Source organism: Paenibacillus sp. RC67, assembly GCF_030020805.1.
GTDB lineage: Bacteria > Bacillota > Bacilli > Paenibacillales > NBRC-103111 > Paenibacillus_S.
In genome coordinates this window covers 5,843,195-5,869,846 of the sequence record NZ_CP125098.1, presented here as the reverse complement: position 1 = coordinate 5,869,846, position 26,652 = coordinate 5,843,195, and the positions used below count along the sequence as shown (strand labels likewise).

The 26,652-nt window shown below is 44.8% G+C and carries 25 protein-coding genes and 1 other RNA gene; 17 read left to right on the top strand and 9 right to left on the bottom strand.

The features are described from left to right. The first annotated feature begins 152 nt into the window (after positions 1-152). The 3 genes from QMA13_RS26650 (at position 153) to fsa (ending at position 2,129) form a co-directional block, all read left to right on the top strand. On the top strand, positions 153-1,010 hold the full coding sequence (locus QMA13_RS26650) for a YesL family protein (protein ID WP_282936719.1): 858 nt from the start codon (positions 153-155) through the stop codon (positions 1,008-1,010). A gap of 77 nt (positions 1,011-1,087) precedes the next feature. Next, positions 1,088-1,268: non-coding RNA, 6S RNA (gene ssrS, locus QMA13_RS26645), on the top strand. A gap of 204 nt (positions 1,269-1,472) precedes the next feature. Continuing rightward, on the top strand, positions 1,473-2,129 hold the full coding sequence (gene fsa / locus QMA13_RS26640) for a fructose-6-phosphate aldolase (RefSeq protein ID WP_282936718.1): 657 nt from the start codon (positions 1,473-1,475) through the stop codon (positions 2,127-2,129). Positions 2,130-2,188: 59 nt separating this feature from the next. On the opposite strand, the gene xylB is transcribed toward fsa, so the two are convergent. Continuing rightward, positions 2,189-3,730, bottom strand: coding sequence for a xylulokinase (xylB, locus tag QMA13_RS26635; RefSeq protein ID WP_282936717.1), 1,542 nt, complete (start codon positions 3,728-3,730; stop codon positions 2,189-2,191). 267 nt (positions 3,731-3,997) lie between these two features. On the opposite strand from xylB, the gene QMA13_RS26630 reads away from it, so the two are divergent. Then, positions 3,998-5,161 (top strand): ROK family transcriptional regulator, encoded by a 1,164-nt coding sequence (locus QMA13_RS26630; RefSeq protein ID WP_282936716.1) that lies wholly within the window; start codon positions 3,998-4,000, stop codon positions 5,159-5,161. Between the two features lie 210 nt (positions 5,162-5,371). Further along, positions 5,372-5,758 (top strand): DUF1499 domain-containing protein, encoded by a 387-nt coding sequence (locus tag QMA13_RS26625; protein WP_282936715.1) that lies wholly within the window; start codon positions 5,372-5,374, stop codon positions 5,756-5,758. A gap of 92 nt (positions 5,759-5,850) precedes the next feature. On the opposite strand, the gene tpx is transcribed toward QMA13_RS26625, so the two are convergent. Further along, positions 5,851-6,369 (bottom strand): thiol peroxidase, encoded by a 519-nt coding sequence (gene tpx / locus QMA13_RS26620; protein ID WP_282936714.1) that lies wholly within the window; start codon positions 6,367-6,369, stop codon positions 5,851-5,853. 101 nt (positions 6,370-6,470) lie between these two features. Here tpx and gltC point away from each other — a divergent pair, with 101 nt between their 5' ends. Continuing rightward, complete coding sequence (gene gltC, locus QMA13_RS26615; protein WP_282936713.1) at positions 6,471-7,364, top strand: glutamate biosynthesis transcriptional regulator GltC; 894 nt, start codon at positions 6,471-6,473, stop codon at positions 7,362-7,364. Positions 7,365-7,419: 55 nt separating this feature from the next. Here gltC and QMA13_RS26610 read toward each other — a convergent pair whose 3' ends face one another. After that, positions 7,420-8,106, bottom strand: a complete 687-nt coding sequence (locus QMA13_RS26610; protein WP_282936712.1) for a zinc metallopeptidase — start codon at positions 8,104-8,106, stop codon at positions 7,420-7,422. A gap of 21 nt (positions 8,107-8,127) precedes the next feature. After that, complete coding sequence (locus tag QMA13_RS26605; protein WP_028547860.1) at positions 8,128-8,559, bottom strand: helix-turn-helix domain-containing protein; 432 nt, start codon at positions 8,557-8,559, stop codon at positions 8,128-8,130. A 436-nt stretch (positions 8,560-8,995) separates the two neighbouring features. Between QMA13_RS26605 and QMA13_RS26600 the strand changes: the two genes are divergently transcribed. The 3 genes from QMA13_RS26600 to QMA13_RS26590 all read left to right on the top strand — a co-directional run bounded on the left by QMA13_RS26600 (position 8,996) and on the right by QMA13_RS26590 (position 12,338). After that, complete coding sequence (locus QMA13_RS26600) at positions 8,996-10,390, top strand: ammonium transporter (RefSeq protein WP_282936711.1); 1,395 nt, start codon at positions 8,996-8,998, stop codon at positions 10,388-10,390. A gap of 40 nt (positions 10,391-10,430) precedes the next feature. Next, the gene (locus tag QMA13_RS26595) at positions 10,431-11,510 is read left to right on the top strand and encodes a DUF294 nucleotidyltransferase-like domain-containing protein (RefSeq protein ID WP_282936710.1); all 1,080 of its coding nucleotides are present in this window, start codon (positions 10,431-10,433) and stop codon (positions 11,508-11,510) included. Between the two features lie 90 nt (positions 11,511-11,600). Continuing rightward, positions 11,601-12,338 (top strand): exonuclease domain-containing protein, encoded by a 738-nt coding sequence (locus QMA13_RS26590; RefSeq protein WP_282936709.1) that lies wholly within the window; start codon positions 11,601-11,603, stop codon positions 12,336-12,338. Positions 12,339-12,386: 48 nt separating this feature from the next. Here the strand turns inward: QMA13_RS26590 and QMA13_RS26585 are convergent, their stop codons facing one another. The 4 genes from QMA13_RS26585 to QMA13_RS26575 all read right to left on the bottom strand — a co-directional run bounded on the left by QMA13_RS26585 (position 12,387) and on the right by QMA13_RS26575 (position 15,484). Then, entirely contained in the window at positions 12,387-13,238 is an 852-nt protein-coding gene (locus QMA13_RS26585) for an IS3 family transposase (RefSeq protein ID WP_481858030.1), read from the bottom strand. Then, the gene (locus tag QMA13_RS36720; RefSeq protein ID WP_282936090.1) at positions 13,235-13,564 is read right to left on the bottom strand and encodes a transposase; all 330 of its coding nucleotides are present in this window, start codon (positions 13,562-13,564) and stop codon (positions 13,235-13,237) included. Before QMA13_RS36720 ends, QMA13_RS26585 begins: the two co-directional genes overlap by 4 nt. A gap of 112 nt (positions 13,565-13,676) precedes the next feature. Further along, entirely contained in the window at positions 13,677-14,120 is a 444-nt protein-coding gene (locus QMA13_RS26580) for a M67 family metallopeptidase (protein ID WP_282936708.1), read from the bottom strand. A 56-nt stretch (positions 14,121-14,176) separates the two neighbouring features. Beyond that, positions 14,177-15,484 (bottom strand): MFS transporter, encoded by a 1,308-nt coding sequence (locus QMA13_RS26575; protein ID WP_282936707.1) that lies wholly within the window; start codon positions 15,482-15,484, stop codon positions 14,177-14,179. A 173-nt stretch (positions 15,485-15,657) separates the two neighbouring features. Between QMA13_RS26575 and QMA13_RS26570 the strand changes: the two genes are divergently transcribed. After that, entirely contained in the window at positions 15,658-16,200 is a 543-nt protein-coding gene (locus QMA13_RS26570) for a peroxiredoxin family protein (RefSeq protein ID WP_282936706.1), read from the top strand. Between the two features lie 68 nt (positions 16,201-16,268). Here the strand turns inward: QMA13_RS26570 and cimA are convergent, their stop codons facing one another. Further along, on the bottom strand, positions 16,269-17,885 hold the full coding sequence (gene cimA, locus QMA13_RS26565) for a citramalate synthase (RefSeq protein ID WP_282936705.1): 1,617 nt from the start codon (positions 17,883-17,885) through the stop codon (positions 16,269-16,271). Positions 17,886-18,082: 197 nt separating this feature from the next. Here cimA and queF point away from each other — a divergent pair, with 197 nt between their 5' ends. The 7 genes from queF to QMA13_RS26530 all read left to right on the top strand — a co-directional run bounded on the left by queF (position 18,083) and on the right by QMA13_RS26530 (position 26,612). Beyond that, positions 18,083-18,433 (top strand): preQ(1) synthase, encoded by a 351-nt coding sequence (gene queF, locus QMA13_RS26560; protein WP_036745458.1) that lies wholly within the window; start codon positions 18,083-18,085, stop codon positions 18,431-18,433. After that, positions 18,417-19,712: a DNA polymerase IV gene (locus QMA13_RS26555; protein WP_282936704.1), complete on the top strand. Its 1,296-nt coding sequence runs from the start codon at positions 18,417-18,419 to the stop codon at positions 19,710-19,712. The genes queF and QMA13_RS26555 overlap by 17 nt, the downstream gene beginning before the upstream one ends. Position 19,713: 1 nt before the next feature. Next, positions 19,714-20,223 carry a molybdopterin-guanine dinucleotide biosynthesis protein B gene (mobB, locus tag QMA13_RS26550; RefSeq protein WP_282936703.1) on the top strand — a complete coding sequence of 170 codons (510 nt, stop codon included), beginning with the start codon at positions 19,714-19,716 and terminating at the stop codon, positions 20,221-20,223. A 104-nt stretch (positions 20,224-20,327) separates the two neighbouring features. Continuing rightward, a complete protein-coding gene (locus QMA13_RS26545; RefSeq protein ID WP_028547849.1) occupies positions 20,328-20,561 on the top strand; it encodes a ferredoxin in 234 nt (77 codons plus the stop codon). 157 nt (positions 20,562-20,718) lie between these two features. Beyond that, the gene (locus tag QMA13_RS26540; RefSeq protein WP_282936702.1) at positions 20,719-22,548 is read left to right on the top strand and encodes a CHASE2 domain-containing protein; all 1,830 of its coding nucleotides are present in this window, start codon (positions 20,719-20,721) and stop codon (positions 22,546-22,548) included. Between the two features lie 114 nt (positions 22,549-22,662). After that, complete coding sequence (locus tag QMA13_RS26535; RefSeq protein WP_282936701.1) at positions 22,663-24,963, top strand: FecR domain-containing protein; 2,301 nt, start codon at positions 22,663-22,665, stop codon at positions 24,961-24,963. Between the two features lie 29 nt (positions 24,964-24,992). Continuing rightward, positions 24,993-26,612 (top strand): stalk domain-containing protein, encoded by a 1,620-nt coding sequence (locus QMA13_RS26530; RefSeq protein WP_282936700.1) that lies wholly within the window; start codon positions 24,993-24,995, stop codon positions 26,610-26,612. Positions 26,613-26,652 lie beyond the last annotated feature (40 nt).

Below are 26,652 nucleotides of genomic sequence, written 5' to 3'. Positions count from 1 at the left end.
CTCCTTTGCATTTGGGTCTTTGCCGGGTGTTACTATAACATATGTCTATAGACGAAAAGCGCATAGACAGCTACCTAGTTCGTGAAAAATAGGCTATAATATAGGTTATATAATTGTTGCAGCATACGTAGATCGCTAAGGAGGGCTTTGTATTGGAGTTTAGAGGGTTGATGGGGGGATTTTACCGTATATCGGAATGGATTATGCGGTTATCCGTTATAAATGTGTTATGGGCGATTTGCTCGCTTCCTGTTTTTTTTATAGGATTTACGGGGTTTTTATCAATTGAAGCCATGTCGCAGTTTTACTTTTTTCTTGCTGTAATGGGCGTTCTATCCCCATTTACACTATTCCCAGCGACTGCAGCCATGTTCTCGGTTGCCCGCAAATGGCTTACTGGGGAAGAGGATGTACCCTTATTTAAAACCTATTTCCGTGGGTATAAAGAAAATTATAAGCAAGCTATGCTCGGCGGTCTCGTTTATTTGGTGTTTGGAATTATCATAGCTGTTAATTTATATGTCTATAACAATATGACGGGGAACCTTAGCCTGTTGAAATATTTAGTGCTAACGCTAACCGTACTGCTTTCGATTTCGTTATTCCACTTTTTCTCTATATTGTCGCATCTTCATATGAAGCTATTTCAAATTATTAAAAATGCAGTATTGATTTCGATTGGACATCCTGTGCGGTCTATCTCGATGATTGTTTTAAACTCGGTTGTTGTTTATTTCAGCTTCAAGTACACGTTTTTGATTCCGTTTTTTATGGGAAGTATTATTGCAATTATTTCGTTCTGGCACTTTAACCATATCTTTGGTCGATTGCAAATGAAGCAGCAAGAGATGGCTGAGAAGGAAGCTGAAGCCTCAGGTGCAAGCGAGGAGGATGAGCTTGAAGCTAGAACAGATAAAGCGCTGAGCCATACAGAAGAAAAGAAAGAGCAGCAAGCCTTAACGATGCATCAACAGGATTCAGAAGGGCATACTAAACCTGACAAAGCATAAAAGTTTGAAATGGCAACAAGTTCTGCGCCTCTCAAGGTTTACTTTCGGGCGAGAAGATCATATAATGAATGTACAACAAAATCCTGCGATGTTCGTTTCGGTTTTAAGTTGTTTTGAACCAATGACTGTTTCTTGGGAGACCTACATTGTAGCGTTGCTGACATGCCCCCGAAAAGGGACCTCAAAGACGCTTCTGCGGACACCCACCTGCGAGAGCGGGTTTGAAACGCTAAATCGGACGGCATATGCGGGTTTTTTGTGTCATTTACTGTTTTTACCATATTCATGTAATGAAGCAAGTGCCAAAAGCGTTCCTGATGAATTCTTTTATATTCTTGCTATGACTTAAATACTTTCGAATTCAGATTAAAAAGGGGACAAGCTCTCTGGTATCTTACCTTCCTTACAAGAAATGATGTATAAACAGGATTGAAGGAAAAGATATGAAAGGGTGACTGAGTTTTGAAATTGTTTATCGACACAGCCAATGTGGAAGAAATTCGTAAAGCACACGATTTGGGAGTTATTGCGGGTGTAACAACAAATCCTTCCCTAATCGCTAAAGAAGGAAGAGACTTCTTCGAAACGGTTAAGGAGATTGTTTCCATAGTCGGAAATATTCCTATCAGCGCAGAAGTTATCAGCCTTGAAGCTAATGAAATGGTTGAACAAGGCCGTAAGCTTGCAGCTTTGGGCGAAGGCATCGTAGTTAAAGTGCCAATGACTGAAGAAGGTCTGAAAGCAACTAAAATTTTCACGCAAGAAGGCATCAAAACAAACGTAACTTTGATTTTTAGCTCCACTCAAGCTTTGCTTGCAGCACGTGCAGGAGCAACTTATGTTTCTCCTTTCATCGGCCGTTTGGATGACATCAACCAAGTTGGTATGAACCTGATAGAGGAAATCAGCCAAATATTCAAAGTGCATAATATTTCCTCGGAAATTATTGCAGCAAGCGTTCGTCACTCCGCTCACGTAATTGAAGCGGCATTGTTGGGCTCTGATATTGCTACGGTTCCTTATAAAGTTATTCAATCCATGGCTAAACATCCTTTGACGGATGCAGGAATCGAACGTTTCCTTGCAGACTGGGAAGGCGCGAAATTAAGCCAGTTTTAATTTCGGTACATATAAAAAAGCCCGTTCAGATATTTGAACAGGCTTTTTTATATGGTTATTTATGAGTCTGCTGAGGTGGATGCAAGATCCGTTAATTGGTGCAGCGTCGATTTTAAGGTCGGATATAATGTCCGGAACAGCTCGTAATATTTCTCGTATTGTTTTTGATTCTCAAGCTTTGGTTCTACCTGGTCGACAACTTGTATCCATTGTGCGCATAAGTCGCTTATATCCTGTTCTAGGACGCCTGACGCGGCCATTACGGCAGCACCGTAGGCTGGTCCGTCTGTTGAGTTGACGGTTACGACAGGGTAACCGAATATATCCGCAATCATTTGCCTCCAGAATAAGCTCCGGGCACCGCCTCCATTGACTCGCAGCTCCTTGATTTCGATACCGGAAGCTTTGATTAATTCCATGGAATCACGCAAACCAAAGGTGATACCTTCGAGCACCGCTCGCGTTAAATGGGCTTTGCCATGGCGCAAGTTCAAACCGATAAATCCGCCGCGCGCTTTAGGATCAGGATGAGGGGTCCGTTCGCCCGTTAAGTAGGGCATGAACAACAATCCTTCGCTGCCTAAAGGAGCTGCTGCGGCTAGCTCAGTGAGCAGCTCATACACATCGCGGCCTTCGAGCTCAGCTTGCTTTTGTTCCTCTTGTGCGAGGTGGTTTCGCCACCACTGGAACGAACCGCCAGCAGCGAGCATGACCCCCATGCGATGCCATTTGCCTGGCACGCCATGACAGAAAGAATGCAGCCTGCATGCTTCGTCGGCTTGATAAGTGTCGTCATGAACGAAGACGACACCTGAGGTACCAAGGGCAACGGATGCGATGCCCTGCTGCACCACGCCAACACCGACTGCGCCGCAAGCTTGGTCGCCCCCACCGGCAACGACGGGTGTGCCGGGAGCCAAGCCTGTCAGCTCGGCCACAGCCGGAAGTAGATGCCCCGCTATTTCGTTGCTCTCATAAAGCTGGGGCAACCATTCCATAGGGATGCCTAGCCGCTCAACTACTTCAGGGGACCAACGGCGATTGGCCACATCGAGCAGCAGCGTGCCGCTGGCATCAGCCATATCCATTCCGAATGCGCCTGTCAGCTGTAAGCGCACATAGTCCTTAGGCAGCATCAAATGTGCTGTCCGTTGATAGTTATCCGGCTCCTCATCGCGAAGCCAAATCACTTTGGGTGCCGTAAAGCCTGTCAAAGCTTTGTTGCCTGTCAGCTTTCCAAGCTCCTGGCCTCCTACTGTTTGTTCAATCCATTCACACTGTGCTGCTGTTCGCTGATCGCACCACAAGAGAGCAGGACGAACTACCTTCAGCTCGCTATCGAGAAATACGGAGCCATGCATCTGCCCGGATAAGCCTATTCCTGCAACTTCGCTACCGCTTACAGCTGCTTTATCCAATAAATGACGGATGCAAACAGCCGTTCCGTTCCACCAATCCTCCGGATGCTGTTCTGCCCAACCGGGCTGAGGCTGCAGTAACGGGTACTCGACGCTATGGCTTGCCTTTACCTTGCCTTGATCATCGACTAAAATACATTTTACAGCGGAAGTCCCCAAATCGATTCCAAGAAAATAGGACATGATCATCACCTCAAATATGAATTAACTTTGTTTATCAAATAAACAAATGCGTGATATAATATATTCTAAGGACATTTGAAAAATCCTGCTGATTTTTATAACTGGGTTATATGAAAAAAGTCTATCGAAGTCCCTTCATAGATGTGGGACCGCGTTTAGTGGAAGTTTTTATTGCCAATAGGCTACAATCATGCTTTGGTGAGCTTTAACTTCCCTATGTGGTAAAATCAATTTGCTAAATGGAATGCGAAACGGACGGTGAATGTTGTGAAACGAGAAACAATGTCGGGTGATAGCTCCTTATTGAAATCGATTAATAAATCGACTTTACTGGGGTTAATCAAACTGCATGCACCTATATCAAGGGCGGAGCTTGCCAAACGGACCAAGCTCACACGTGCTACGGTATCAGCTCTTGTAGAGGAGCTAATAAGCGAATATTGGGTAGCGGAAACAGGAACCGGGGAATCAAGCGGCGGCCGCAAACCCATGATGCTGGAGATTCACAATAAAGCGGGCCACATTATTGGTGTCGATCTTAGATCTACGAATATGCTGGTTATCGTTACAGACATGTGCGGAAACAGGGTGCGTAAATCGTTTTATCCTTATGATCAGGGAAGCGATGCAGAGAGAGTATTGCAGCAGCTCTTAGCCATCTTAAAGAAAGAACGGGCTGCATTGCCTGAAAGTCCACTTGGGTTGCTTGGTGTTGGGATTGGAATCCATGGATTTGTGGAATACCCATCCAGCCGGATTTTATTTGTGCCGCACACCGGTTGGAAAAAGCTATCCTGGAAAGATAGGATCGAGGAAGAGCTTGGAATCCCTGTTATTATTGATAATGAAGCGAACCTGGCTGCTCTGGGTGAATTGGAATTCGGTGCCGCAGCCGATTGCTCGAATATGCTTTATTTAAGTGTTGCCGCGGGAATCGGGGCAGGACTAGTACTGCAGGGAGAGCTGTTCAGAGGGAACAACGGATACGCAGGTGAAATTGGGCATACAACGATGGAATTGAACGGTCGACCTTGCTCTTGCGGCAATAAAGGCTGTTGGGAGACCTACGCATCCGAGCGCGCGATTGCGAATGATTTGCATATGGAGTATTTTCCTGGCTTTACGGAGCAAGTATTAAATCGATTAGGCAAGGGAGATACGGAGGCCATAGAAGTAGTGCATAAAGCAGGGCTTCATTTGGGTGTAGGTATCGGGAATATGATGCATACTTTAAATCCGCAAATGATCGTTATCGGTAACGCAATGGGGCAGTATGCACCTTGGATCAATGCGAGCATACATGAGTCTTTGGATTCTCGTTTCTCGTATTTAAGCTCTTTCAATGTTCAAGTAACCTACTCCCGGCTAGGAGAAGACTGCTGCGCTCTAGGTGCGGTTTCTGCTGTGATTCGTGAGAATATGATTAGTTAACTGCTCTGAAGGACGAGCACCAACTAGGAGACATTCATAACTCCAAATGAAACGATGAATTATTGTCATCTAACTGTAATATTTTTTTATCTGTTTATCATAAAGTTGTCAAAAATGTGAAATAACTCTTTCTCAATCAAGTAAACAATGATATGATAAAAGACAGTGTAAACCGGATTTTGTATTGTACTTCTATGAGGAGGGAAGGCTTTGTTAAAGCGCACCTTAATCGGCCTTATTCGCAGCCACGAAACAACAGGGGAGAGAGCGAAAGATCCGGCTTTGAAAACCCGATACTATAAACTTTCGATGGATCAGGTTTGGGATGAAGTCACGAATATGTTTAAAAAAATGAACGGCTACAAGCTGCTTCATGAAGTGAAAAATGTCGGGGAGATCGTTGTAGAGAAAAGAACGATCACGGGTCGTACACAAGATATTACATTGACTTTGTTTGCTATTAATCCGTTAAAATCAGCTATTGATATTTATTCCGCTTCCAGAGGCTCTTTAGGTGATCTTGGTTCAAATTATAGGACGATCCTTGAGATATACAGACAACTGGATAAAAGACTCGCTGCGTACAAAGATCATTGACAATGGTTTCTAAAAAAAATCAGTAAACATAAAAACAGCGGGAGAAGCTGGACTTCTCTCGCTGTTTTTTCTTGGACAGCTGTTATGTACAATTAAACTAATTTTTTAACAGCTTCCACTGCTGCTTCATAGTTAGGATGCTCAGTCATTTCGCCCAAGTACTCAACGTATTGAACGGTGTCATTAGCATCGATAACGAAGATGGATCTCATCAGCAATTGGATTTCTTTGATCAATACGCCATAAGCTTCTCCGAATGATTTGCTTTTGTAATCGGACAAAGTAACGACTTTGTCAATTCCGGCAGCACCGCACCAGCGGGATTGAGCGAATGGAAGGTCAACGCTAACAGTCAGCACGACTACGTTATCGCCAAGCTTAGCAGCTTCTTCGTTGAAACGACGAGTTTGCGCATCGCAAACGCCAGTATCAAGCGAAGGAACTACGCTGATCAGTTTTACTTTGCCTGCGTAGTCAGCCAAAGATGCTTGCTCCATCAAGTTTTTGTTTACTTGAAAATCAGGAGCTTTGTCTCCTACCTTGATTTCAGGTCCTACTAAAGTAATCGGATTGCTTTTAAACGTTGCTACTCCGGTACGTTCTTGTGCCATGGAAATGGGCCTCCTTAAATACTATGAGAATGATTGGTATTTCACCATTATTTATTATAAACTTTTTAAAAGGAACTTGTCCAATCGGAAGGAGAACCGTAGTGGAACTTAGACAGCTGCAATACTTTGTGAAAGTAGCTCGAAAACAACATGTGACCCAGGCGGCCGAGGAGCTGCATGTGGCTCAATCGGCAGTAAGCCGGCAAATCCATCAACTAGAAGAGGAGCTTGGCGTATCCTTATTTGTTCAGAAGGGACGCAATTTGCAGCTGACTCCGGTGGGGAAATTATTTTTAAGTCGCGCTGAAGCGGTGCTGACTGAATTGGAAAGAGCGGTCATCGAGGTGCGTGAATTTCTGGATCCGGAGGTCGGTGAAATTCGAATCGGCTTCCCGCATAGTCTCGGCATCTACTTGCTGCCAACGGTTGTAGCGAACTTCCGTCAGTCCCATCCGAACGTAAAATTCAAGCTGCGGCAAGGAACCTATAACAGTCTGATTCGTGACGTGAAGAACGGGGAGATCGACCTTGCTTTTATATCGCCTCTGCCGAGCAGAAACGAGCATGTAATAGGCGAACTGCTGCTTCAAGAGGAAATGTACGCAATTGTTCCGCAAGGCCATGTATTGGCTGATTACAACGTGATACGACTGGAACAGCTGAAGGATGAAGCGTTCGTTATGTTCAGTGAAGAATATTCGCTTCGCAATATTGTGTTGGAAGCCTGTGCAAAGGCGGGATTTGTTCCGCGTATCGGATTCGAAGGCGAAGAGACGGATACCATTCGTGGCTTGGTCGCCGCAGGCATGGGGGTCAGTCTTCTGCCGGAAATGGCGCTGACGGAGATTAGCCAGCTGCAGCCTGCCAAAGTGCGGGTAATAGAACCGCAGGTTACACGAAGTGTGGGGCTCATTCACAGATCTGGTGAGAAGCTGCCGCTTGTGGCGGAAGTGTTTCAACAATTTTTATTGGAATTTTTTAATTGTAAAAAATAATAAGAACAAATAAAAAAACGCCGCTTGGAGAAGCGGCGTTTTGTGCTGTATTCAATTAATCGTTGTTGCGGTTGGTGAAGATCATAATGTACTTCACAAGCTCTAAGAGCGAGATCAATGCAGCAGCAACATAGGTTAACGCCGCAGCGTTCAATACCTTAGCTACTCCGCGTTCCTCATCGTTCGTAATGAAGCCCTCGGCGACCATCAAGTCTCTAGCGCGGTTACTGGCGTTGAACTCTACAGGCAGTGTCACCAATTGGAAGGCTACGGCTGCAGAGAAGAAAATAATACCAAGTCCGAGCAGGAAGCTGAACTGTTGAAAGAATAATCCAGCGATGATTAATAATGGTGCTACACCAGAAGCGAAATTAACGACTGGGAACATATTATGTCGCAGGGTCAGCATTGGGTAATGCACCTTATGTTGAATAGCATGACCGACTTCGTGACAAGCAACGGAAACGGCAGCGATCGAGTTCTCGTAATACACTGGCTCGGACAAGCGTACAACACGATTAATTGGATCGTAGTGGTCGCTAAGGCGTCCTTGTACCGGCTCGATTGGAATATCGTACAAACCGTTAGCATCCAGCATGCGGCGGGCCGCTTCATACCCTGTCATTCCGGAATAAGTAGGTACTTCCGCCCATTTGTTGAACGTGCTCTTGACTCGGAATTGAGCCCAGAGAGCAAGCAGAAAAGCAATGATGATTACATAATCCATCGGGTGAAAAAACATGGCAGCAGACCTCCTTATTTATTAGGAAAAGGGGCTTTTACCCAATAGCAGCAGCAAGGCTTCTATACACGCAGCTGTATGCGGTGTAAGCATTTTATTGAAGTTTTTCAGTTGGGACGGTTTGAGCTTGTCAAGAATCGGACTGATCTCCTGAACTTCCTTCTGTAGTTGCTGCAGATGAAGCTGGATGTTAGTCAATTTATCTGTAACAATCTCATCGTGACTTACTTTTGTCCACAACTTCAAGCTTGCCTTGATTTCCTCTAAGGTATACTTTTCCCTTTTCATATTTTCAATACGTTTGAGCCGCGTTAAGGTTTCATCGCTGTACAAACGATAATTAGTGTCTGAACGTTTTTCAGGTTCAATGAGTCCCATCTTCGTATAATAGTCGATTGTTCTAGGGCTGACGTTGGTAATGCGGGCTAGCTCACCGATTTTATATAGCTTCATATCCCCATGAATATCCCCTCCTTGTATTATTACTACTAATTAGTATGTATGTGCATGGAATACTCTTTAGTATTCATGATAACTGAAATCAAACCATACAGTCAAACGTCATGCTTTTAAAGGTTTAATTAATAAAATGGTAAGTTTATATTGAAGCTTAATGTTAACTTTATCTGACATAACTCTAAATGCAGAAGCATCTTACTCAAAACAAGGACTTGTACATAAATGTCATATAATATTACATAATAATACGGAAAAGACTAGTATATAGGCTGTAAAACCGAATTATGCATAATTTATGTCAGGTTATTTTTCGTTTTTTACGGTTTCTTTATGAAAATTCTATTGTCAAATTGTGAAATGCTGTATATAATGACATTAAGATTTTCAATACATGTTATATAAATTAACATTGAAGAGGAAGTGTTCAACCATGTTTAAGAAGTTGCTTGTTTCAACAGGTGTCCTATCCATGCTAGTACCTACGATGGCTTTTGCTGCAGATGATAAAACACCGGCACAGCTCGCTAGCGCAATAGACTCCGTTTGGGTCATGCTCGCAGCTATTTTGGTTATTTTCATGCAAGCAGGTTTTGCGCTTCTGGAAGCTGGTTCCACAAGAATGAAAAATGCTGGCCATGTTGCTGGTAAAACCATTCTAACCTTCGGAATTTGTGCCATTGCCTTCTGGGCTATCGGCTTCGGCTTCGCTTTTGGTGATGGGAACAGTTTTATAGGAACGGGCGGTTTCTTCTTAGATGGAACACAAGAGCAAGCGACTGCATCGATTAGTCTCTTTGCTGAATCACCGATACCGATCGGAATTTTGTTCTTGTTCCAATTAGCGTTTTGCGGTGTTTCACTTGCAATTGCGTGGGGCGGTTTTGCAGAACGCGGCAAGCTTCCGGTTTACTTCATATTTGGAATTTTGTTCACCGTGCTGATTTACCCGGTTGTAGCTCACTGGGTATGGGGCGGCGGCTGGTTAGGTCAACTAGGGATGCAGGATTTTGCGGGATCTACGGTCGTTCACTTGCAAGGGGCGACAGCAGCACTGGTTGCTACTATCCTTCTTAAGCCGCGGATCGGGAAATTTAATAAAGATAAGACACCAAACTTGATTCCAGGTCATAACCAAGTCTTGTCTGTCTTAGGTGTTATCATTCTGTGGATCGGCTGGTTCGGTTTTAACGCAGGCTCGACATTGAGCGCAACTGGCGATGGCTTCTTCGGGTACGTAGCACTGACCACAAACCTTGCAGCAGCAGCTGGTGCCGTAGCAGCATTAGTGGTATCGTGGATGTACTTTGGTAAAGCGGATATTCCAAGCATGTTGAATGGTGTACTTGCAGCTTTGGTTGCTATTACTGCAGCTTGCGCATTTGTAACCCCTCGTGATGCGATCATTATCGGGGCTCTTGCGGGAATCATTACTTTCTTCACAGCTCAATGGTTTGAAAAAGCGGGAATCGACGATCCAATCTACGCCTTCTCAGTACATGGTATAGCGGGTATTTGGGGGACGTTGTCGACAGGTATTTTTGCAACACCGGAACTGGCGGAGAAAGTAGGGGTCGGTAAAGCAGGGCTGTTGTATGGCGGTGGTTTGGAGCAATTGGGCGTGCAAGCATTGGGAGTATTCGGCGCATTCATCTTCGTCCTGGTTGTGTCCTTCATTATCCTAGCAATTATTAAAGTGACTGTCGGCTTGCGAGTAACGGAAGAAGAAGAAATTATCGGTCTGGACCTTTCCGAGCATGGTACTTATGGATATCCTGAGCAAATGAAAAAAACGGCTCAAGGCTCTGGCAGCGCTCAAACGATTTAGATTCGAAGACCTTACACTGAAATGCTGAAGGAGATGCTGCATGGAACTGCGCTCATTAGAAAAGATTCGATCGAAAATTCAATCGGCAGACTGTATTCAACAGCTACGTCAATTGCGGGATCAATTGCATGAGGAGTTCCAGAGGCGTCTCCTTCATTCCCATTCCCTGGATTGGAATCGTGAATTAAATCAGGTTCATGACCAGTTGATTTCAAGGGTGGCTCGTTTGGCGGAGGAAGCGTTGAAGCAGGAGGGCGGAGCTTCGGCTCCAGTTCCCTATGCCCTTTGTCTCTTTGGCAGCGGAGGCCGGGGGGAGCAGACGCTTTGGAGCGATCAGGACAATGGTTTAATCTATGAGGACTCCGTGGAACATGAAACAAGAGCGAAAGCAGACTCTTACTTTATCATCCTATCAGCACGAATTAGTGAAATGCTGCAACAGCTTGGTTACCCGTTATGCTCAGGTGGCGTTATATGCACGAATGACAGATGGCGTAAGCCCTGGAGCGAGTATCGTTCCATGCTTCATGAATGGCTTCAAGCCCCGAATTGGGAGCATATGCGTTACTTGTTGATTATGGCGGATATGCGTGCGGTACATGGAGATTCTACATTGGTGGCTCGACTTATGCAGGAATTAACGTCTTATATCGATGATAATCCTGTCATTTTGGAGCATTTGCTTCATAATACGCTGCACCACAAAATATCGCTTGGCGTGTTTGGCCAACTAATTAAAGAGAGATATGGAGAAGAAGCCGGGGGAGTGGATATAAAATACGGCGCTTATATACCTATCGTAAATGGAATCCGTCTGTTGGGGATCGAAGCAGGAATTAAAGCGACTTCAACGGAAGGACGAATTGCAGCCTTGCTGGAAGCGGGAGTTGTGGAAGAAGAGATTGCCCATGATTGGCTGGAAGCTTTGTCCATCGCTTTGAAGTTACGTTCTCTTACCCCTTTTCAAATGGAGGATGGACACTATACAACCAGAGGAAAGCTTCCGGCTGATCGTCTAACAAAAGAACGGACGAGTGAATTGAAGCTTTGCTTGCGAATCGGGAACGATTTGCAAAAATATGTGAAAAAAACCGTGCATAAAGAGATAGAGCAAGGTTAGAGCCCTTACGAAGTTAGTTTTCTTTCAGAAAACTCAAAGTGAATGCTTACGAAGCTAGTTTTCTTACGAAAACTCTGAGGTGGTATAAACATGAAAGACATGAGACCTGCCGGGAGAATGTGGCATCTATATAAAATGGGTGGAATAACACCTGCGATTACATCCATGTTTGATGCGCAGAGTGCCCAGCAGATGGCTTTCATTCGATCCATTATGAAGGAGCAGCGTAAAAATTCTTTATACGATATTGCTCTGGATTCGGTGGAACTGGTTGTTTTCGACTTGGAAACGACCGGTTTTTCGCCGTATAACGGGGATGAGATTATTTCGTTCGGAGCTGTAGCTGTAACGGGAGTGTCCGTTATAGAGAATCAAACCTTCTATAAAGTTGTTAATCCGAAGCGTTCAATCCCTGATCATGTTGTTGATTTGACAGGGATATCTAATGAAATGGCAAGTAAAGCTCAGGATTTGATAGGGGGACTTCGCGCCTTTTTGGAGTTTGTAGAGCAAAAGCTTTTAGTTGCCCATGGAACGGGACATGATAAACAATTTTTAAATGCGGCCTTATGGAAAACTTCGAAGGTTAATCTATCCCATCGCATGCTGGATACAATGCTGCTTGCCAAATGGCTGCATCCTAGGTTAAAGCAGCACGATCTGGATACGCTTTTGGATATGTATGGCATTGAAGTAACCAATCGACACCATGCTCTGGAAGATGCCAAGATGACAGCACACCTATGGGGGATGCTGATCAAAGAAATTCATTCAAAAGGCATTTACAATCTAGGCGACTTGTATGCTCAGCTTAGCCATCATCATTAAAAACCTTCTGCATGGTCATACCCCTGTCAAGTAGACAGATGAAAAAAGCTAAGCTGCCAACGCGCACCGGTACTCTATCGGTGCACGTTGTTTTAATTTGGCTTGAAAACGGTGGTAGTTGTACTCGTAAATATATTCTTCCACGGCTTGCCGAATTGCCGCTCCTGAATTAAACTGGTTGAGGTACAACTTCTCTGTTTTGAGATGCGAAAAGAAGGATTCGATGCACGCGTTATCCAGGCAGGTTGCTTTGCGAGAGTGGCTGCCTTTAACGCCGAATGCCTCTAATCGTGTGTTGTACGCCTGAGACGTGTATTGGAAGCCCTGGTCCGAATGGAGCACGGCCTCTGAGACGTCTCTTTTTCTTGTCCACTGCGTAATCGTATCCAGCACAAGCTGGAGATCGTTACGTTCAGACAATTGCCAAGCGACAATCTCGTTGTTGAAAAGATCTTGAATAACAGATAAGTAATGGAAATTCGTTCCATCGGAAATATAGGTAATATCCGTGACCATTTTTTGCTGCGGTGCCGTAGCATGGAATTGTCGCTTTAAACGATTTGGATACACAACAGAAGGCGTGTAGTTGGACTGTTTCCGCTTCCTACGTATGACCGACTGGATCGATAATTCTTTCATGATCCGGCATACTTTCTTGTGATTTACTTTGTAGCCAGCCTCCCACAAGACGGTCGTCATCCGAGGGTAGCCATAGTAGGGATGTGCAAAATGGATGGCCATCATGTGTTCCTTGATCTCATGATCCTTTTCTTGACTTGCCTTTCGCTGAGGCTGTGTGGCTCTCCATTTGTAATAACTGGCCCGTGGTATTCCCGCAATAGCTAACAGGACTGTAATGCCGTGCTGGTGGCGCAGCTCCTCCATGATTTCATAATTCATTCGTTGGGTTGGCGCTTCTCCTTTACTAGATTTGGATACCGCTTTTTTAAGTAATCCACCTGCGCCTTCAGGTAATCTCGTTCTTCCTCAATGCTTTGGAAGGACGTGCGTGGCCGCCCTTTCATTGGATTTGGCTCACTTTTACGCACATCGAACGACTCTCCGTTTTGCCATTTCCTCACCCACACCTTCAGTTGAGAACAGTTACGGATCCCTTCTCGCTGAGCTACCACCTTGTAACTCGCAGAACCCTCTACATACGCTCTAACCGCCTTTAATTTGAATTCTTCTGTATACGTTTGAAATGTTTGTCCTTTTTTAGCCATAAAAAAATCCCCTCCAAGTGGCACTCGAGCCTCCATGATAACATGAAGGTTTTTTTGAGTGTCTACTTGAAGGGGATAATACCAGCACAGTACGTGGCGGAAGGTTTTATTTTTAGTCTACAATAACCGACCAGGGGACGGAATGAAAATGTACGCCAGCTTGCTTGGCAGTCTCATAGCGATAGGCATGAATAATGGGAGTATGGGGATCAAGCAGGGATACGATCCAATGAGTCGGAATGTGAAGCCATGCTGTCTGTAAATCTTCATTTGAAGGAATTGCCGGGCTATCTGGATGAGAATGCACAATGCCTACAATAGTCGGTTCTTTGCTGCCTTTAGGAAATAGATAAGGCATTATCGAGGCAGGGTCCATTGAAAAATAATGTAATGGATCTTTTGCGACATTGCCAATTGGAACAAAAGCATTAACTTGTACTCGATCATTTATCAGGGCACCAAGCATGAAACCGCAAGCCTCAAAAGGGTATTGCTTAATACAATGATTCAGCGCGGCTTGCTTAACGGAGCGAAGAAGTGTGACAGAAAAAGACAATGACATCCTCCTTTATATTAGGATGATGTCATTATAGCTTTCTTACAGGCTTCGCATCAACCGATGGTACCCTGCGGCTTTATTAGGAAAAACACAAGTCCTAGAGTAATGAGCGACAGCGCTGTGACAGATATGAACACCGTTTGGTGAGATATATCCATCATCCAGCTGAATAATGGTGGACCGAACGCCACTCCCAGAAATCTTAAGCTGTTATATATGGAAGTGATCATGCCGCGCTCCTGTTTTTGAACGGAACCCGTGATCATCGTGTTTAGGCAGGGGAGCAGCAGTCCTGTTCCGATACTGCTTATGGTGAGCAGGCCTATTAGAAAATAAATATTTTTCTCGATGAAAAAAATACAAACTCCTAAAGAAATCGTCATTAAGGCCATTCCGATGTTCATGAGCCATCTCATCAAGGTTCCGTTTTTCTTGATGTTAGCGCCTGTGGTATAAGAGGTAACGACCATGCCTAAGAGCGGAATCGCCAAAACGAGTCCTTTCATGACACCTTTTATATTGTACGGCTCATCTTCCAATATATCTGACAAATAAAATAAGACACCGAATAAAATGAACAAGGCTAGGGATCCGGAGAAAAATGCCGTGATGAGCCAGCGCCCTTTTTCTTTAAGGATAGTTCCGATTTTGTGCAGATACGGCTTCAGCTTTGGAGCAGGCTGCTCTTTTTTGGGTTCCTTCAAGAAGAATATAACAGCCAGAAGCGATAACAAACAAAATACCGGAAAGGCAAAAAATGAAGCATACCATACGATTAGAGCTAACAGAGAGCCGATAATAGGGCTGACTACTTTGCCTGTTCCATTGGAAGCTTCCGTAAGTCCGAGCACCTTGCTTTCGGTAGCGCCTTTATATAGATCTCCCGCCAATGCCATAGCAATGGAAGCTGTCCCTGCAGCGCCTAAGCCTTGGATCGCTCTCGCGATGATCACTATCGTATACGATTTCCATACAGCGCCAAAGCCCGCCAGGACCCCTGCAGCGCCATATATAATTAAGGAAGGAATCAGAATGCCTTTTCGTGAAAAACGGTCAGACAAATAGCCTGAGATCGGAATGACGATCCCTGCGGTGACGGAAAACAAGGTGATGACCAGACTGCTTTGGAATTTGCTAATTCCAAGCTGCTCTTGCATTTGCGGCAAAATCGGAACCAGCATCGAATTGCCCAATACAAGGACAAGCGGGACGGAAGCAATAGCGATAAACTCCCATATCGAGCCTTTGGAGCCCCCAGCTTTCTTGTTGCCGGACTTACTGTCGGATGGTTCAGCTGTATCCGTATTGATATCACTTTCGAATGTAATATTCAACAACTTTCTGGATTTGGTCTTTTGCATCTGTAGAAATTCTCCTCATCAGCTGCTTTTTTAACGTAATCCTAATGTACCCTTCCTTCTGGAGTGCCATTCTCTATTCATTTTCCATGGCAGGAACGAACTAAAAAACCAACTTATTGGGTACACTATAAGGGATGTAAAGGATCCTTATTGACCTAAAAAGGAGTATTACGATGAAACGAAATGTTCCAGCTGTCTGCATTGCTTTGTGCTTAGTGATATTAGCGGCTTACCAAATGATGATGACGAAGAAGGAAGCGGAAGCAAGCTCTGCGGCGATGGCGCCCCAAGAGATCAAATATAACAAGCCTGTACCTTCGTTTACACTCCAGGGATTGGATGGAACAACATATCAAGTAGGGGGGCTGAGAAACAAGCCCTTAATGATAAATTTCTGGGCATCCTGGTGTGGCCCTTGCAAGGAAGAAGCATCGGATTTAAGAAGGGTTTATGAGAAGTATAAGGATCGCTTCGATCTGTATGCAGTAAATGTAACGAGAGAAGATCGTATGGTGGATGTGAAAAACTTCGTCAAGCAGCATGATTTTACTTTTCCTGTGCTGCTGGATACGGAGGGAAAAGCGGCGGAGATGTATCGGTTATTGTTCGTGCCGACAAGCTTCCTAATCGATCGTCAGGGGACGCTCCGAGAAGTTATTCACGTACTTCCTCCGGATCAGTTGGAGCAGAGGATTCAGTCTTTGATACAAAGTTAAAAAACTGCCGTTAGCGCTGGTGGGGTCGATACTCTGGCGCTAACGGCAGTTTTTTCAATAGTTATTTATTAATGATTCACAATGCCAACGCGTTCTTTGAGGTCCTCAGAATGCGCAATAGCTATTTTTCCAATAAGAGCATAACGAATGCTATCTATAAGAGCGTCCCAACTAGCCTCGATGACATTATCGGAAACTCCGACCGTGCTCCAGGAATTAGAGAAGTCAGTGGATTCGATAAGAACGCGAACCTTCGCTGCCGTAGTGTCCTTTTCATCCAACACGCGTACCTTATAATCACTTAAATGTACATTTTGCAGGACAGGGTAGTATTGAAGCAAGCACTTGCGAAGTGCATTGTCCAGAGCGTTCAAAGGACCATTGCCTTCTGCAGCGTTATATACGGTTTCCCCATTGATCTTAAGCTTGACGATAGCTTCGGTTACAACCGGTTGGTTAGCTGTTTTGACAACCATAATTTTGAACGATTCAAGCGCAAATGCTTCCTCGATCTTACCGTAAGCGTTACGAATAAGCAGCTCTAACGTGGCATCTGCCCCTTCGAACTGAAAGCCTTGATGCTCCATATCTTTGATTTGCTCAATCAATTGTTTGGTTTGCTGGTTATTGGTATCAAAGTCAAGTCCAAGCTCCTGTGCCTTAAATACAAGGTTGCTCTGACCTGCCAGTTCCGATACAAGTACACGCTGCTTGTTGCCTACTAGCTCAGGAGCAATATGCTCATAAGTGCTGGAATTGCGCAGTATCGCCGAAACGTGGATACCACCTTTGTGAGCAAATGCAGCTGATCCCACATAGGCTTGATTAATCGGTAAATGCATGTTAGCAATTTCGCTTACATAGCGTGCTACAGTACTAAGACTTGCAAGCTGCTCGCTGCTGATGCATTGGTAGTTCATCTTGAGCTGCAGATTGGGAATGATGGACACCAGATTGGCATTACCGCATCTTTCTCCGAAGCCATTAATGGTACCTTGTACTTGAGTAGCACCTGCCATAACGGCTGCCAAGCTGTTGGCAACACCAAGCTCACAGTCATTATGAGCATGAATTCCTACAGGACAGGAAACCGTTTGTGTGACAACGGTCACAATTTCTGTAATCTCATGAGGCAGAGACCCGCCGTTTGTATCACACAGTACAATCCAGTCCACTCCGGCTTCTTCCGCTTTTTTAATCGTTTGCAGTGCATACTCTGAGTTATTCTTGTATCCATCAAAGAAATGCTCCGCGTCATAGATGACTTCCAGACCTTTACTCTTTAAATATTTGACGGAATCATATATCATAGCCAAGTTCTCTTCTAAGGTAGTCTGGATCGCCTGATGAACATGAAAATCCCACGATTTTCCGAAAATCGTAGCAACCGGCACTCCAACCTCTAATATCCGGTTCAGGTTCAAATCGTTCTCCGGCAGCGTATCTTTACGGCGCGTGCTTCCGAAAGCAGTAACTTTGGCATTTTTCAAATCCAATTCCTTAACACGGTTGAAAAATTCAATATCTTTGTTGTTACTGCCTGGCCAGCCGCCTTCGATATAATGAACGCCAAGAGAATCCAGCTTGCGGGCAATTTTCATTTTGTCCTCGACAGATAAGCTTATGCCTTCACCTTGGGTGCCGTCTCTTAATGTAGTGTCGAAAATTTTTACGGGATTAGCCATGGATTGTCCTCCTGATCATACTGAACTTTCTGAAAACATAATTGTAATATTATATCACAAGATTTCCGTATAAGGATATTATTTTCACAAAATAGACGGAATGTCTGGCTTGACCTCTTATACGTGGAATTGTATGCTGTGTCTATGCGGTTCAAACCTGTTTTGAACGGTTAATTTTATTATGGGGGTGTACTAACATGTCAGACAAAACATTACAGCCAATACCGAATCCGCACCCGGATCGCGACTATGAAGTGGAGATCGAATGTCCGGAGTTTACGGCATTATGTCCGGTAACGGGCCAGCCTGATTTTGCGACGATTACGTTCAAATATATTCCAGGCCCATACATCATTGAGTTGAAATCATTGAAGTTGTATTTGATGAGCTTCCGTAACGAAGGGCATTTTCATGAAGATGTTACCAATCGAATACTGAAAGATTTTGTGGAATTCGCTCAACCGCGGAAGCTTCAAGTCATCGGTAAGTTCAGCGTGCGCGGCGGCATTTACACAACGGTTCGCGCCGAATATGAGCAACCTAAATAATGCGGCATATCCTGTAAATGGGAGAGTTATTCTTCATATCGATATGAACGCATTTTACTGCTCTGTTCACGAAGCTGTGGACCCTGAGCAGTATCAAGGTAAGCCTACGGCAGTAGCTGGGAGCGTGGAGCTGCGCAAAGGCATTATCGTCACCTGCTCCTATGCTGCAAGGGCAAAAGGAATCAAGACGGGCATGTTGGTCGGCCAGGCACAAAAAATGTGTCCAGAGTTGATTCTCATTCGCCCGGATTTTGATTTATACCGGCAGTTTTCTAGACGGTTCATGAAGATCGCTTACGAATATTCACCGTTGGTTGAAGCCATGTCCATAGACGAATGCTATATTGATATTACGGGCTCCAAGCAGTTCGGGACTCCGTTAGAAATAGCGGAACGGATTCAGCGGCGTATTCGTGACGAGCTTCATCTCCCGTGTTCGGTAGGCGTAGCGCCGAATAAATTACTGGCGAAAATGGCTTCGGATATGAAAAAGCCCAACGGCATATCGGTATTGCGGAAGCGGGATGTTCCTCATGTTCTTTGGGAGAAGCCCTGTGCCTACTTGTATGGCATCGGCGGAAAAACCGCTGATAAGCTGAAGCGGCTGAACATCCACTCGCTGGGCCAGCTAGCTGAAGCCAGCGATAAGCTGCTTTCAGAGCAGTTCGGCGTGCTGGGAGCACATTTGAAACGATCGGCTAACGGTGAGGATGATTCTCCCGTTCAACCCGAGCAGGACCAAAGCAAATCGATAGGGCATACGACGACGCTGCCGAACAATTATACCGAGCGTTCCGATATCCATCGTGTATTTCTTAATTTGGCCGATCAGGTCGGCAGACGTCTGCGAAGACAGAAGCTGCTTACGCAAACCGTGCAGATTACGATTCGCGATCCCGATATGAAGACCATTACAAGAGCATCCAAATTAAACAATCCGACGGAAAACCGCGAGGATATTTATGAGATGGCTTGTAAGCTTTTCGAGGATCACTGGCTTGCCGGGAAACCAGTACGGCTGCTCGGAATTACTTTACAAAATCTGCTTGATAAGACGGAAGTTCCGGTTCAACTGGATTTGTTCGATTATCAAAAGCAGCCTGTGAAGGAAAAGTTAAATAAGGCTATGGATGCGCTGCGAGATAAATTTGGTGAGCATGCCATATTAACAGCGGGGATGTTGGGGGATGACCCTTCCACCTTAATTCGCAATCATAAGACGCGGGGGACTTCGCTGCAGATGGATCATTTGAAGCGGCACCCTTTGGAGGAAGAATAGAATGACGGGTTTCATTGGATTTGCAGGCTTTTCCGACAGCGGAAAAACAACTCTAATTTCGAGGCTTGTAGGGTATTATCATGAGCAGGGAATTCGTGCAGGCGTGATTAAACACGATGCCCATGGGCACTATAAAGAAGCGGTTGGCTCGGATTCATCACTGTACATTGAGGCGGGAGCCGCTGCGACTGTTGTTGTTTCCCCCGAGTCGTATGTTGTGTTCCGCAGAGAGTCCAAGTCGCTCAAGCAAATGGTAGATGCCTTGCAGTCCAATAAGCTCGACCTAATTCTTGTGGAGGGCTTCAAGAAAGAAAGGCACGACCAAATTGCCTTATTCCGTTATTCGGAGCAAGCGGATATTATCCATCACTTGCCGAAGCCGCCTGTTGCAGTTGTTGCCCCGAAGGAACTCAAGGAACATATCTCCGGTAACATTCCGTTTTTTGATCCGGAAGATATCGCATCTATTGCCGAATTTATACTTGTACATATAAAGAATAGCGACTGTTGAGGCGGTTGGTAGACTTTATATTTGAACTTTCATGCGTTTTATATTATATTTGTGGTAAAGGCTACAAAAACAATAGGGTTTTCAATATAGGGAGGAATTTTAAAATGGCAAAATACACTTGGGTTGAAAAAGATACCTGTATCGCATGTGGTGCCTGTGGCGCCACAGCTCCTGACATTTATGACTACGACGATGAAGGTTTGGCAGAAGTTATTTTTGACGGAGACGGTAACAAAGGCGTAACCGAAATTCCTGAAGATCTGTACGATGATCTGCAAGATGCACAAGATGGCTGTCCTACAGACTCCATCAAAGTTGCTGACAGCCCGTTCAACTAATTTACAGTTGATTGTATAGCAAGATCGAATGAGAGACCTGTTATTAGGTATTTACTCCTAATAATAGGTCTTTTTGCATGTTTCTTTATATAAAATTTAAGCTAGTAGGAAAAAATTGTGATAATATAGGTACGAATCTTAGGCTGGAGGGGCACGAATGAAAAAAGCTGTCAGTAAATCTGCGGTCATTGCGATAGGCAATACCATTGTCGTACTTATTTGTTGTATTTTTCTTACTATAGGTGTTTGGAAAGTGCTGTCTAACCAAGCGTTCGATTTCAATTTAAAGCAGACTATGTCCGGGCAGCCGCATGAAGATATCGTTGTCGTGGGTATTGATACCGAATCTATTAAATCGGTAGGTCCTTATCCTTGGGATCGAAAGGTTTATGCGGAGCTTGTGGAACGGTTAGAAAAAGCTGGAGCTAAGGTTATCGGCTTTGATGTTGAATTTTACACCGAGAGCAACAATCCTGAGAGCGACAAAAGATTTGCTGAAGCGTTGTCCAAATATAAAAATATCGTTCTTCCATCCCATGCGGATGTAGAGAGTGATTTTGACCGTACGATGAAGCTTAAAGAAGGCGAATGGATTACAGCTCGTAAGGTGGAACAGCCTATCCCTTTATTTAGCCAGTATGCAAATAAAGCCCATATCAATGCAGTTTTCGATAAGGGCGTAATTCGTACCAATTGGCTGCAGATCAATACCCCCGAAGGCGTCTTTCCCTCAATGGGCTTGGCTATGGCGCAACTGGCGGGTGTTGACGTAAGTAAGTACTTGAATGCCCCTTCCTTACAGAACCGGCCCAAATCGGAGATGTATATCAAATGGGACGTAAATGAGCTTGATTTTGAAACGATTCCTGTTTCTCGTGTATTGAGCGGAACAATCCCCCAGGATACGTTCAAAGATCGTCTCGTTCTGATCGGCTACACTGCGCCAGGTTCAGATGAAGGCAGCACGCCTGTCGAAGAGCACATGCATCTAGTGTACGCCCATGCGAACATTTTGAATCAAATATTGAAGCAGCAATGGATTCAGCCTGCCAATGGGGCTGTTACGGTTGCGTTGGCTGCGCTGATGATCCTTTTATACGGGTTCCTTACATGGAGATTAAAACCGATTACAGCCGTAGTCGTCATTTTTGTAGTTTCGATTCTTTTAATTATCGGACAGTACATGACATTTGCATATAGCGATTTTTATATCGATACGATCGGGGCAGTGGTCAGCGGACTTATCTCCTATTTAGCGAACATTGCGATGAAGACGTATTTTGAGACCAAGCAAAAAAATTATATCACCAAGCAGTTCGGACGCTATATCTCGCCTGACTTGGTCAAAGAAATTGCGAAAAGCGATTCGGAAATTCAATTGGGTGGTATCAGCAAGGAGCTTACGATAATGTTTTTGGATGTGCGAGGGTTTACCCCTCTCTCGGAGAAGCTGAAGCCGGAGGAGGTCGTTGACTTTCTGAACATGATGTTTAACTTGATCACAGAGCGGGCTCTGGAGAATCACGGCACAATCGATAAATTTATCGGAGACGCGGCTATGATATTATACAACGCTCCATTGGATGTACCGCACCACCCTTATTATGCTGTAAAGACGGCCTATGAGATTCAAAAAGGGATGGAAAAGATTCGTGCGGAAGTATTGGAGAAATATGGCGTTACCATTAGCGTAGGTATCGGGATCAATACAGGCGATGTAGTCGTTGGGAATATCGGTTCCTACCTGCGAGTGGACTACACAGCTATTGGAGACAATGTCAATACGGCTGCTAGAATAGAGTCGAACACAAGCCCAAATCAAATTCTCGTATCGGAATCGACGTACGAGCTGACCAAGTCGTATTTCGAGTATCAATTTGCCGGAGAGAAGCTGATGAAAGGAAAAAGCATGCCTTTAAAGCTATATGAAGTCATTCAATGGAAAATAGCCCCATCCGAGGAAAAAGAAGCGCATCAGGTGTCATAAAACGCCATTTTTTGCATTGCCATTTGCTGCCTGCCAAATTACAATTAATAGAGTACAATGAAGCAAGGTAATCGTAGTTTCATAGAACGACCGTTAGTTGAGAGGAGATTGACTGTGAGTAATAAATTAAGGCTAAAGGTACATAACGGCACTTCATTTTTCGCGGTTTTTGTTGTATTTTGCATGGTGCTTTCTATGCTGTCTTCCGTGTGGATGGTTCCGTCCGTACAAGCGAAATCGTCTCGTGCGGCCATTGTAACGGAACTGACTGGTGACGTCAGCGTGCGTAAAGCCGGAGGCTCGAAATCGTTTACCGCATACAAAGAAATGACCCTGAATCAGGGGGATTTCATAATAACTGGCTATAATTCTTCCTTAACTTTAAAAATCGCCGATCGGAATGATGAAATTACTATTGGAGATAATACGGAGATTTCCATTACGGAATTGTTGGATTCCAATGACGGAAAAACTTCCAAATTCAAAATGTGGGCAGGGTCGGCATGGGCTAAGGTAAAAAGCTTGGTCAGCTCCGAGGATGAATATGAGATTGAGACGCCAACCGCTGTAATGGGCGTACGGGGTACCCAATTCTTGACTACAGTAGATCCACTGACGGGCCGTACCTCGATGGTAGTTGCTGCCGGGGTTGTGAATTCTACCACTAATGTACCGCAGGCAGACGGTTCCCAAAGTACGCAGGGCGTCAATGTATACCCTTCACAGCAAATTAGCTTGAACGACAGGGATCAAGCTCAAGACCTTCGGACCCAGGTCGGCTATGTAGATATTAATAGTATTGTCAGTCAAGCTTCTCCCAAAGTTTTAGAGGCCATCCTTAAGAGCTATGCAGACATTGACAAAGAGAATAAGGAAATAATACAAAAGTTATTGAAGGATCTCGAGGCTGGTATTGAAAGTCCCGATGGCAGTATTCTGAAGCTGACAAGCCTGGAAGACTTGAATAAGGTTTCCGCCAATTTTGATGCTTTAATCTCTAATATAGCAAAAGCAGCGGTAGATGCAGGCAAGCTGAGCAAAGATTTTATTAACCGATTGAACGAACAAATCAATGATCCGGCAAAAAAAATAGACTTGAATCATGTACTTCCTTTAAATAACAAGGCGGGCATCGATCCTGAAGTAGAAGCTCTCAAGAAATTACAGCAGGAGAAGACTAGTAAAAGCGCTGAAGAAAATGCGCGAATAGCGCAAATGCAGCAGCAGCAAGCAGATTTACTCGCACGACTACAAAAAGAAAGAGAACGGTTAGAGGCAGCCAACAAACAGCTTGAAAATGATGCAAGAGAGAAGGCGAAGCAGCAGCTTGCATCAGGCACTAATGAAGGCAGTACCACTACCGGTGGCAGTACGTCTACAAGCGGCGGAAGCAGCAGTAGTGGAAGGCCATCTGGTAGCAGTCGTCCCGCACAACCGGTGTTAGTAAGCCCGACGGCGGAAGTAACAACCTTTAATCCTGCTGTTATTCGTTGGAAAGCTCCTCTTGGAGTGATTGTAAACTTATATAACGGTAGCGATTTGGTAAGTTCCGTCGAGGGTAAAGGTGATGAGGAAGCAACAATGACATTGGGCGTTCTAGCTGACGGAACTTATCGATTCAAAGCGGAAGCCGTTCGCAACGGAATACCTAGCGTCCAGCTTTCATTGCCGCCTGTAATCATCTCGGATACCCCGATATTGATCAGTCCTAAGACGGATTGGATCACCAACGTGCCAGTTGTAGTGGCGAAGGGGCCTCTCAATACAAAGGTTAAAGTGTTGAATCAGGGCAGTTTAGTAGCTGAAGCGGATGGTAAAGGAGATCAGGAGGTATCGATTCCTTTAACTAGCTTGGTTACTGACAAGGCGGCTGTATATGATAAGCTGACCCTGGTAACCGAACGAAGCGGGAAGCTATCAAATCCGGTTCAGCTTCCGAAAATTACGACGGATGGTTCCATGGGAGTTATATTGAAATCGGTCCGTAATCCCGATAATACGGTTACAGCTACACTTGCATTGAAAAACTTCGTCAATGCCAAAGCTCTATATGCAGCTGAGATGCACCTTGCCTATGATAAAAGACTCAGCTATAACGGTGACGGCACAATTGCCAAAAATCCGAACGCTGTATTCGGCTCTTTGCCTCAGAGCGTGGAGATATTGAAGGAGTATAAAAGTAACGATCAATCCGAGCTGATCTACGCAGCTACCAACTATGAAGCGGGTTCGGGAGCGAATCTAATAACCGTTGACGGAGAGATGCTGCTTATCGACATTCCTTTGACATTGTCCGGTACTGACATTAACAATTTGAAGGTAAAGCTGCTGTATTTCAAAATAGTCGATAAAAACGGGAATGTAGTGTCCGAAGTCAATTTGCAGAACAATCCGGTAGAGGTAATCGTTAAATAAGAGCTTTCACGAAGGGGAACGGGATTTATATGAATAAATCAGTGAGGCTGTTGGCTGCAACGGTCATGGCCGTAAGCTTACTTGGAGGCGGTACAGGCGCTTGGGCGGCCAGTATCGACAAAGAAGGTTTAAGAAACAGTACGGGTCAAATCATGACCAATATTACCACGTATGCCGGTCTCGGTGACGATGGAAGCCATAATGACGAGAACAGGCTGCAAGCGACATTCCGTAATCCATACGGATTGCTGGTACTTAAAGATGGGACGCTTCTCGTGTCTGATATGAAAAATCATTTGCTTCGCAGTATTTCCAATACGAAGGTGACCAGCATGGCCGGCATGATGATCGGCAAAGACGTTAAGGGCTTTCCCATCGGGGGACGTTATGATGCAGATGCTGCATCTTCCGTTTTTCAACGACCGGCAGGAATGGCACAGGATTCCGCAGGTAATATTTATGTGGCTGATTCCGGCAATAATGCCATCAGGAAAATAGACGCGGCTGGCAAAGTCACGACATTGGCCGGTAACGGCTTAATGGGTAGTAATGATGCTAAGGGTGCGGAAGCGACCTTTAATAGTCCACAGGATGTCGCAGTAGCTCCTAACGGCACCTTATATGTGGCCGACACACTTAACCATGTGATCAGGAAGATTACAGCTGACGGCACAGTAACAACATTGACTGCGCCCTCCAAACGAGCCGTTGAGGTAACCCCCGGACAAGTCTTATGGAGTGGAGACTTTGTGGATGGCGATATCGCCAAGTCCAAGTTTAACGAGCCGACAGCACTTGCTATCGACTCCAAAGGCAATTTGTTTATAAGTGATTCAGGGAATCAAAAAATTCGCTACATGGATTTTGGTACAGGTAAAGTAACGACGGTTGCCGGTGGCAGCGCCGATGGAACAGAATCAATGTATGGTCTGACGAGCCTGTATGCAGCAGGCGGATATGCCGACGGGGATGCTCAGAAAGCTCTGTTCAACTACCCGATGGGGATTACGTTGACGGCGGATGGCGGTCTCCTTATTGCAGACAGTATGAATTATTCTATCCGCTACTTGTCCAACGGGAAGGTTGTTACGTTGGCAGGGGATTCTAAGCTAGTAGCTGGAGAAGCCGATGGGATCGAACGATCTGCCCAATTCCAGAAGCCGACGGATGTTGTTGTGGCGTCGGATGGTACAATCTATATTGCCGATGCGTTTGGCAACAAAATTCGCCAGTTAAACGTATATAAACTGCCTTCGGAATTGCCGAAAGACGATATGGTCAAAGTCGTGTTGGGGTCACAAATCATAGCATTTGATGCTCAGCCTGAGATCGTAAACGATAGAACCATGATTCCAGTACGCGCAATTACGGAAGCGTTAGGTTATAAAGTTAGTTATCAGGATGATAATCGAATCGTTCAACTGAAGAAAGGCGATGTGACTATCGAGTTATATCTCGATAAGACAGGAATTAAGAAGATTGAAGCAGGAAAGCCGGACGTTCTCAAGGAAACGGATACGGCACCCTATATAAAACAGGACCGCACATTTGTTCCTGTACGTTTTTTTGCAGAAGAAATCGGTATGGATGTGCAGTGGGATAATGGGACAAGAACGGTTATTTTAAGAGAGAAGCAGACGAATAAATAAATTCATGGGGATATGACCTATACTGATAGAAAGAAATACG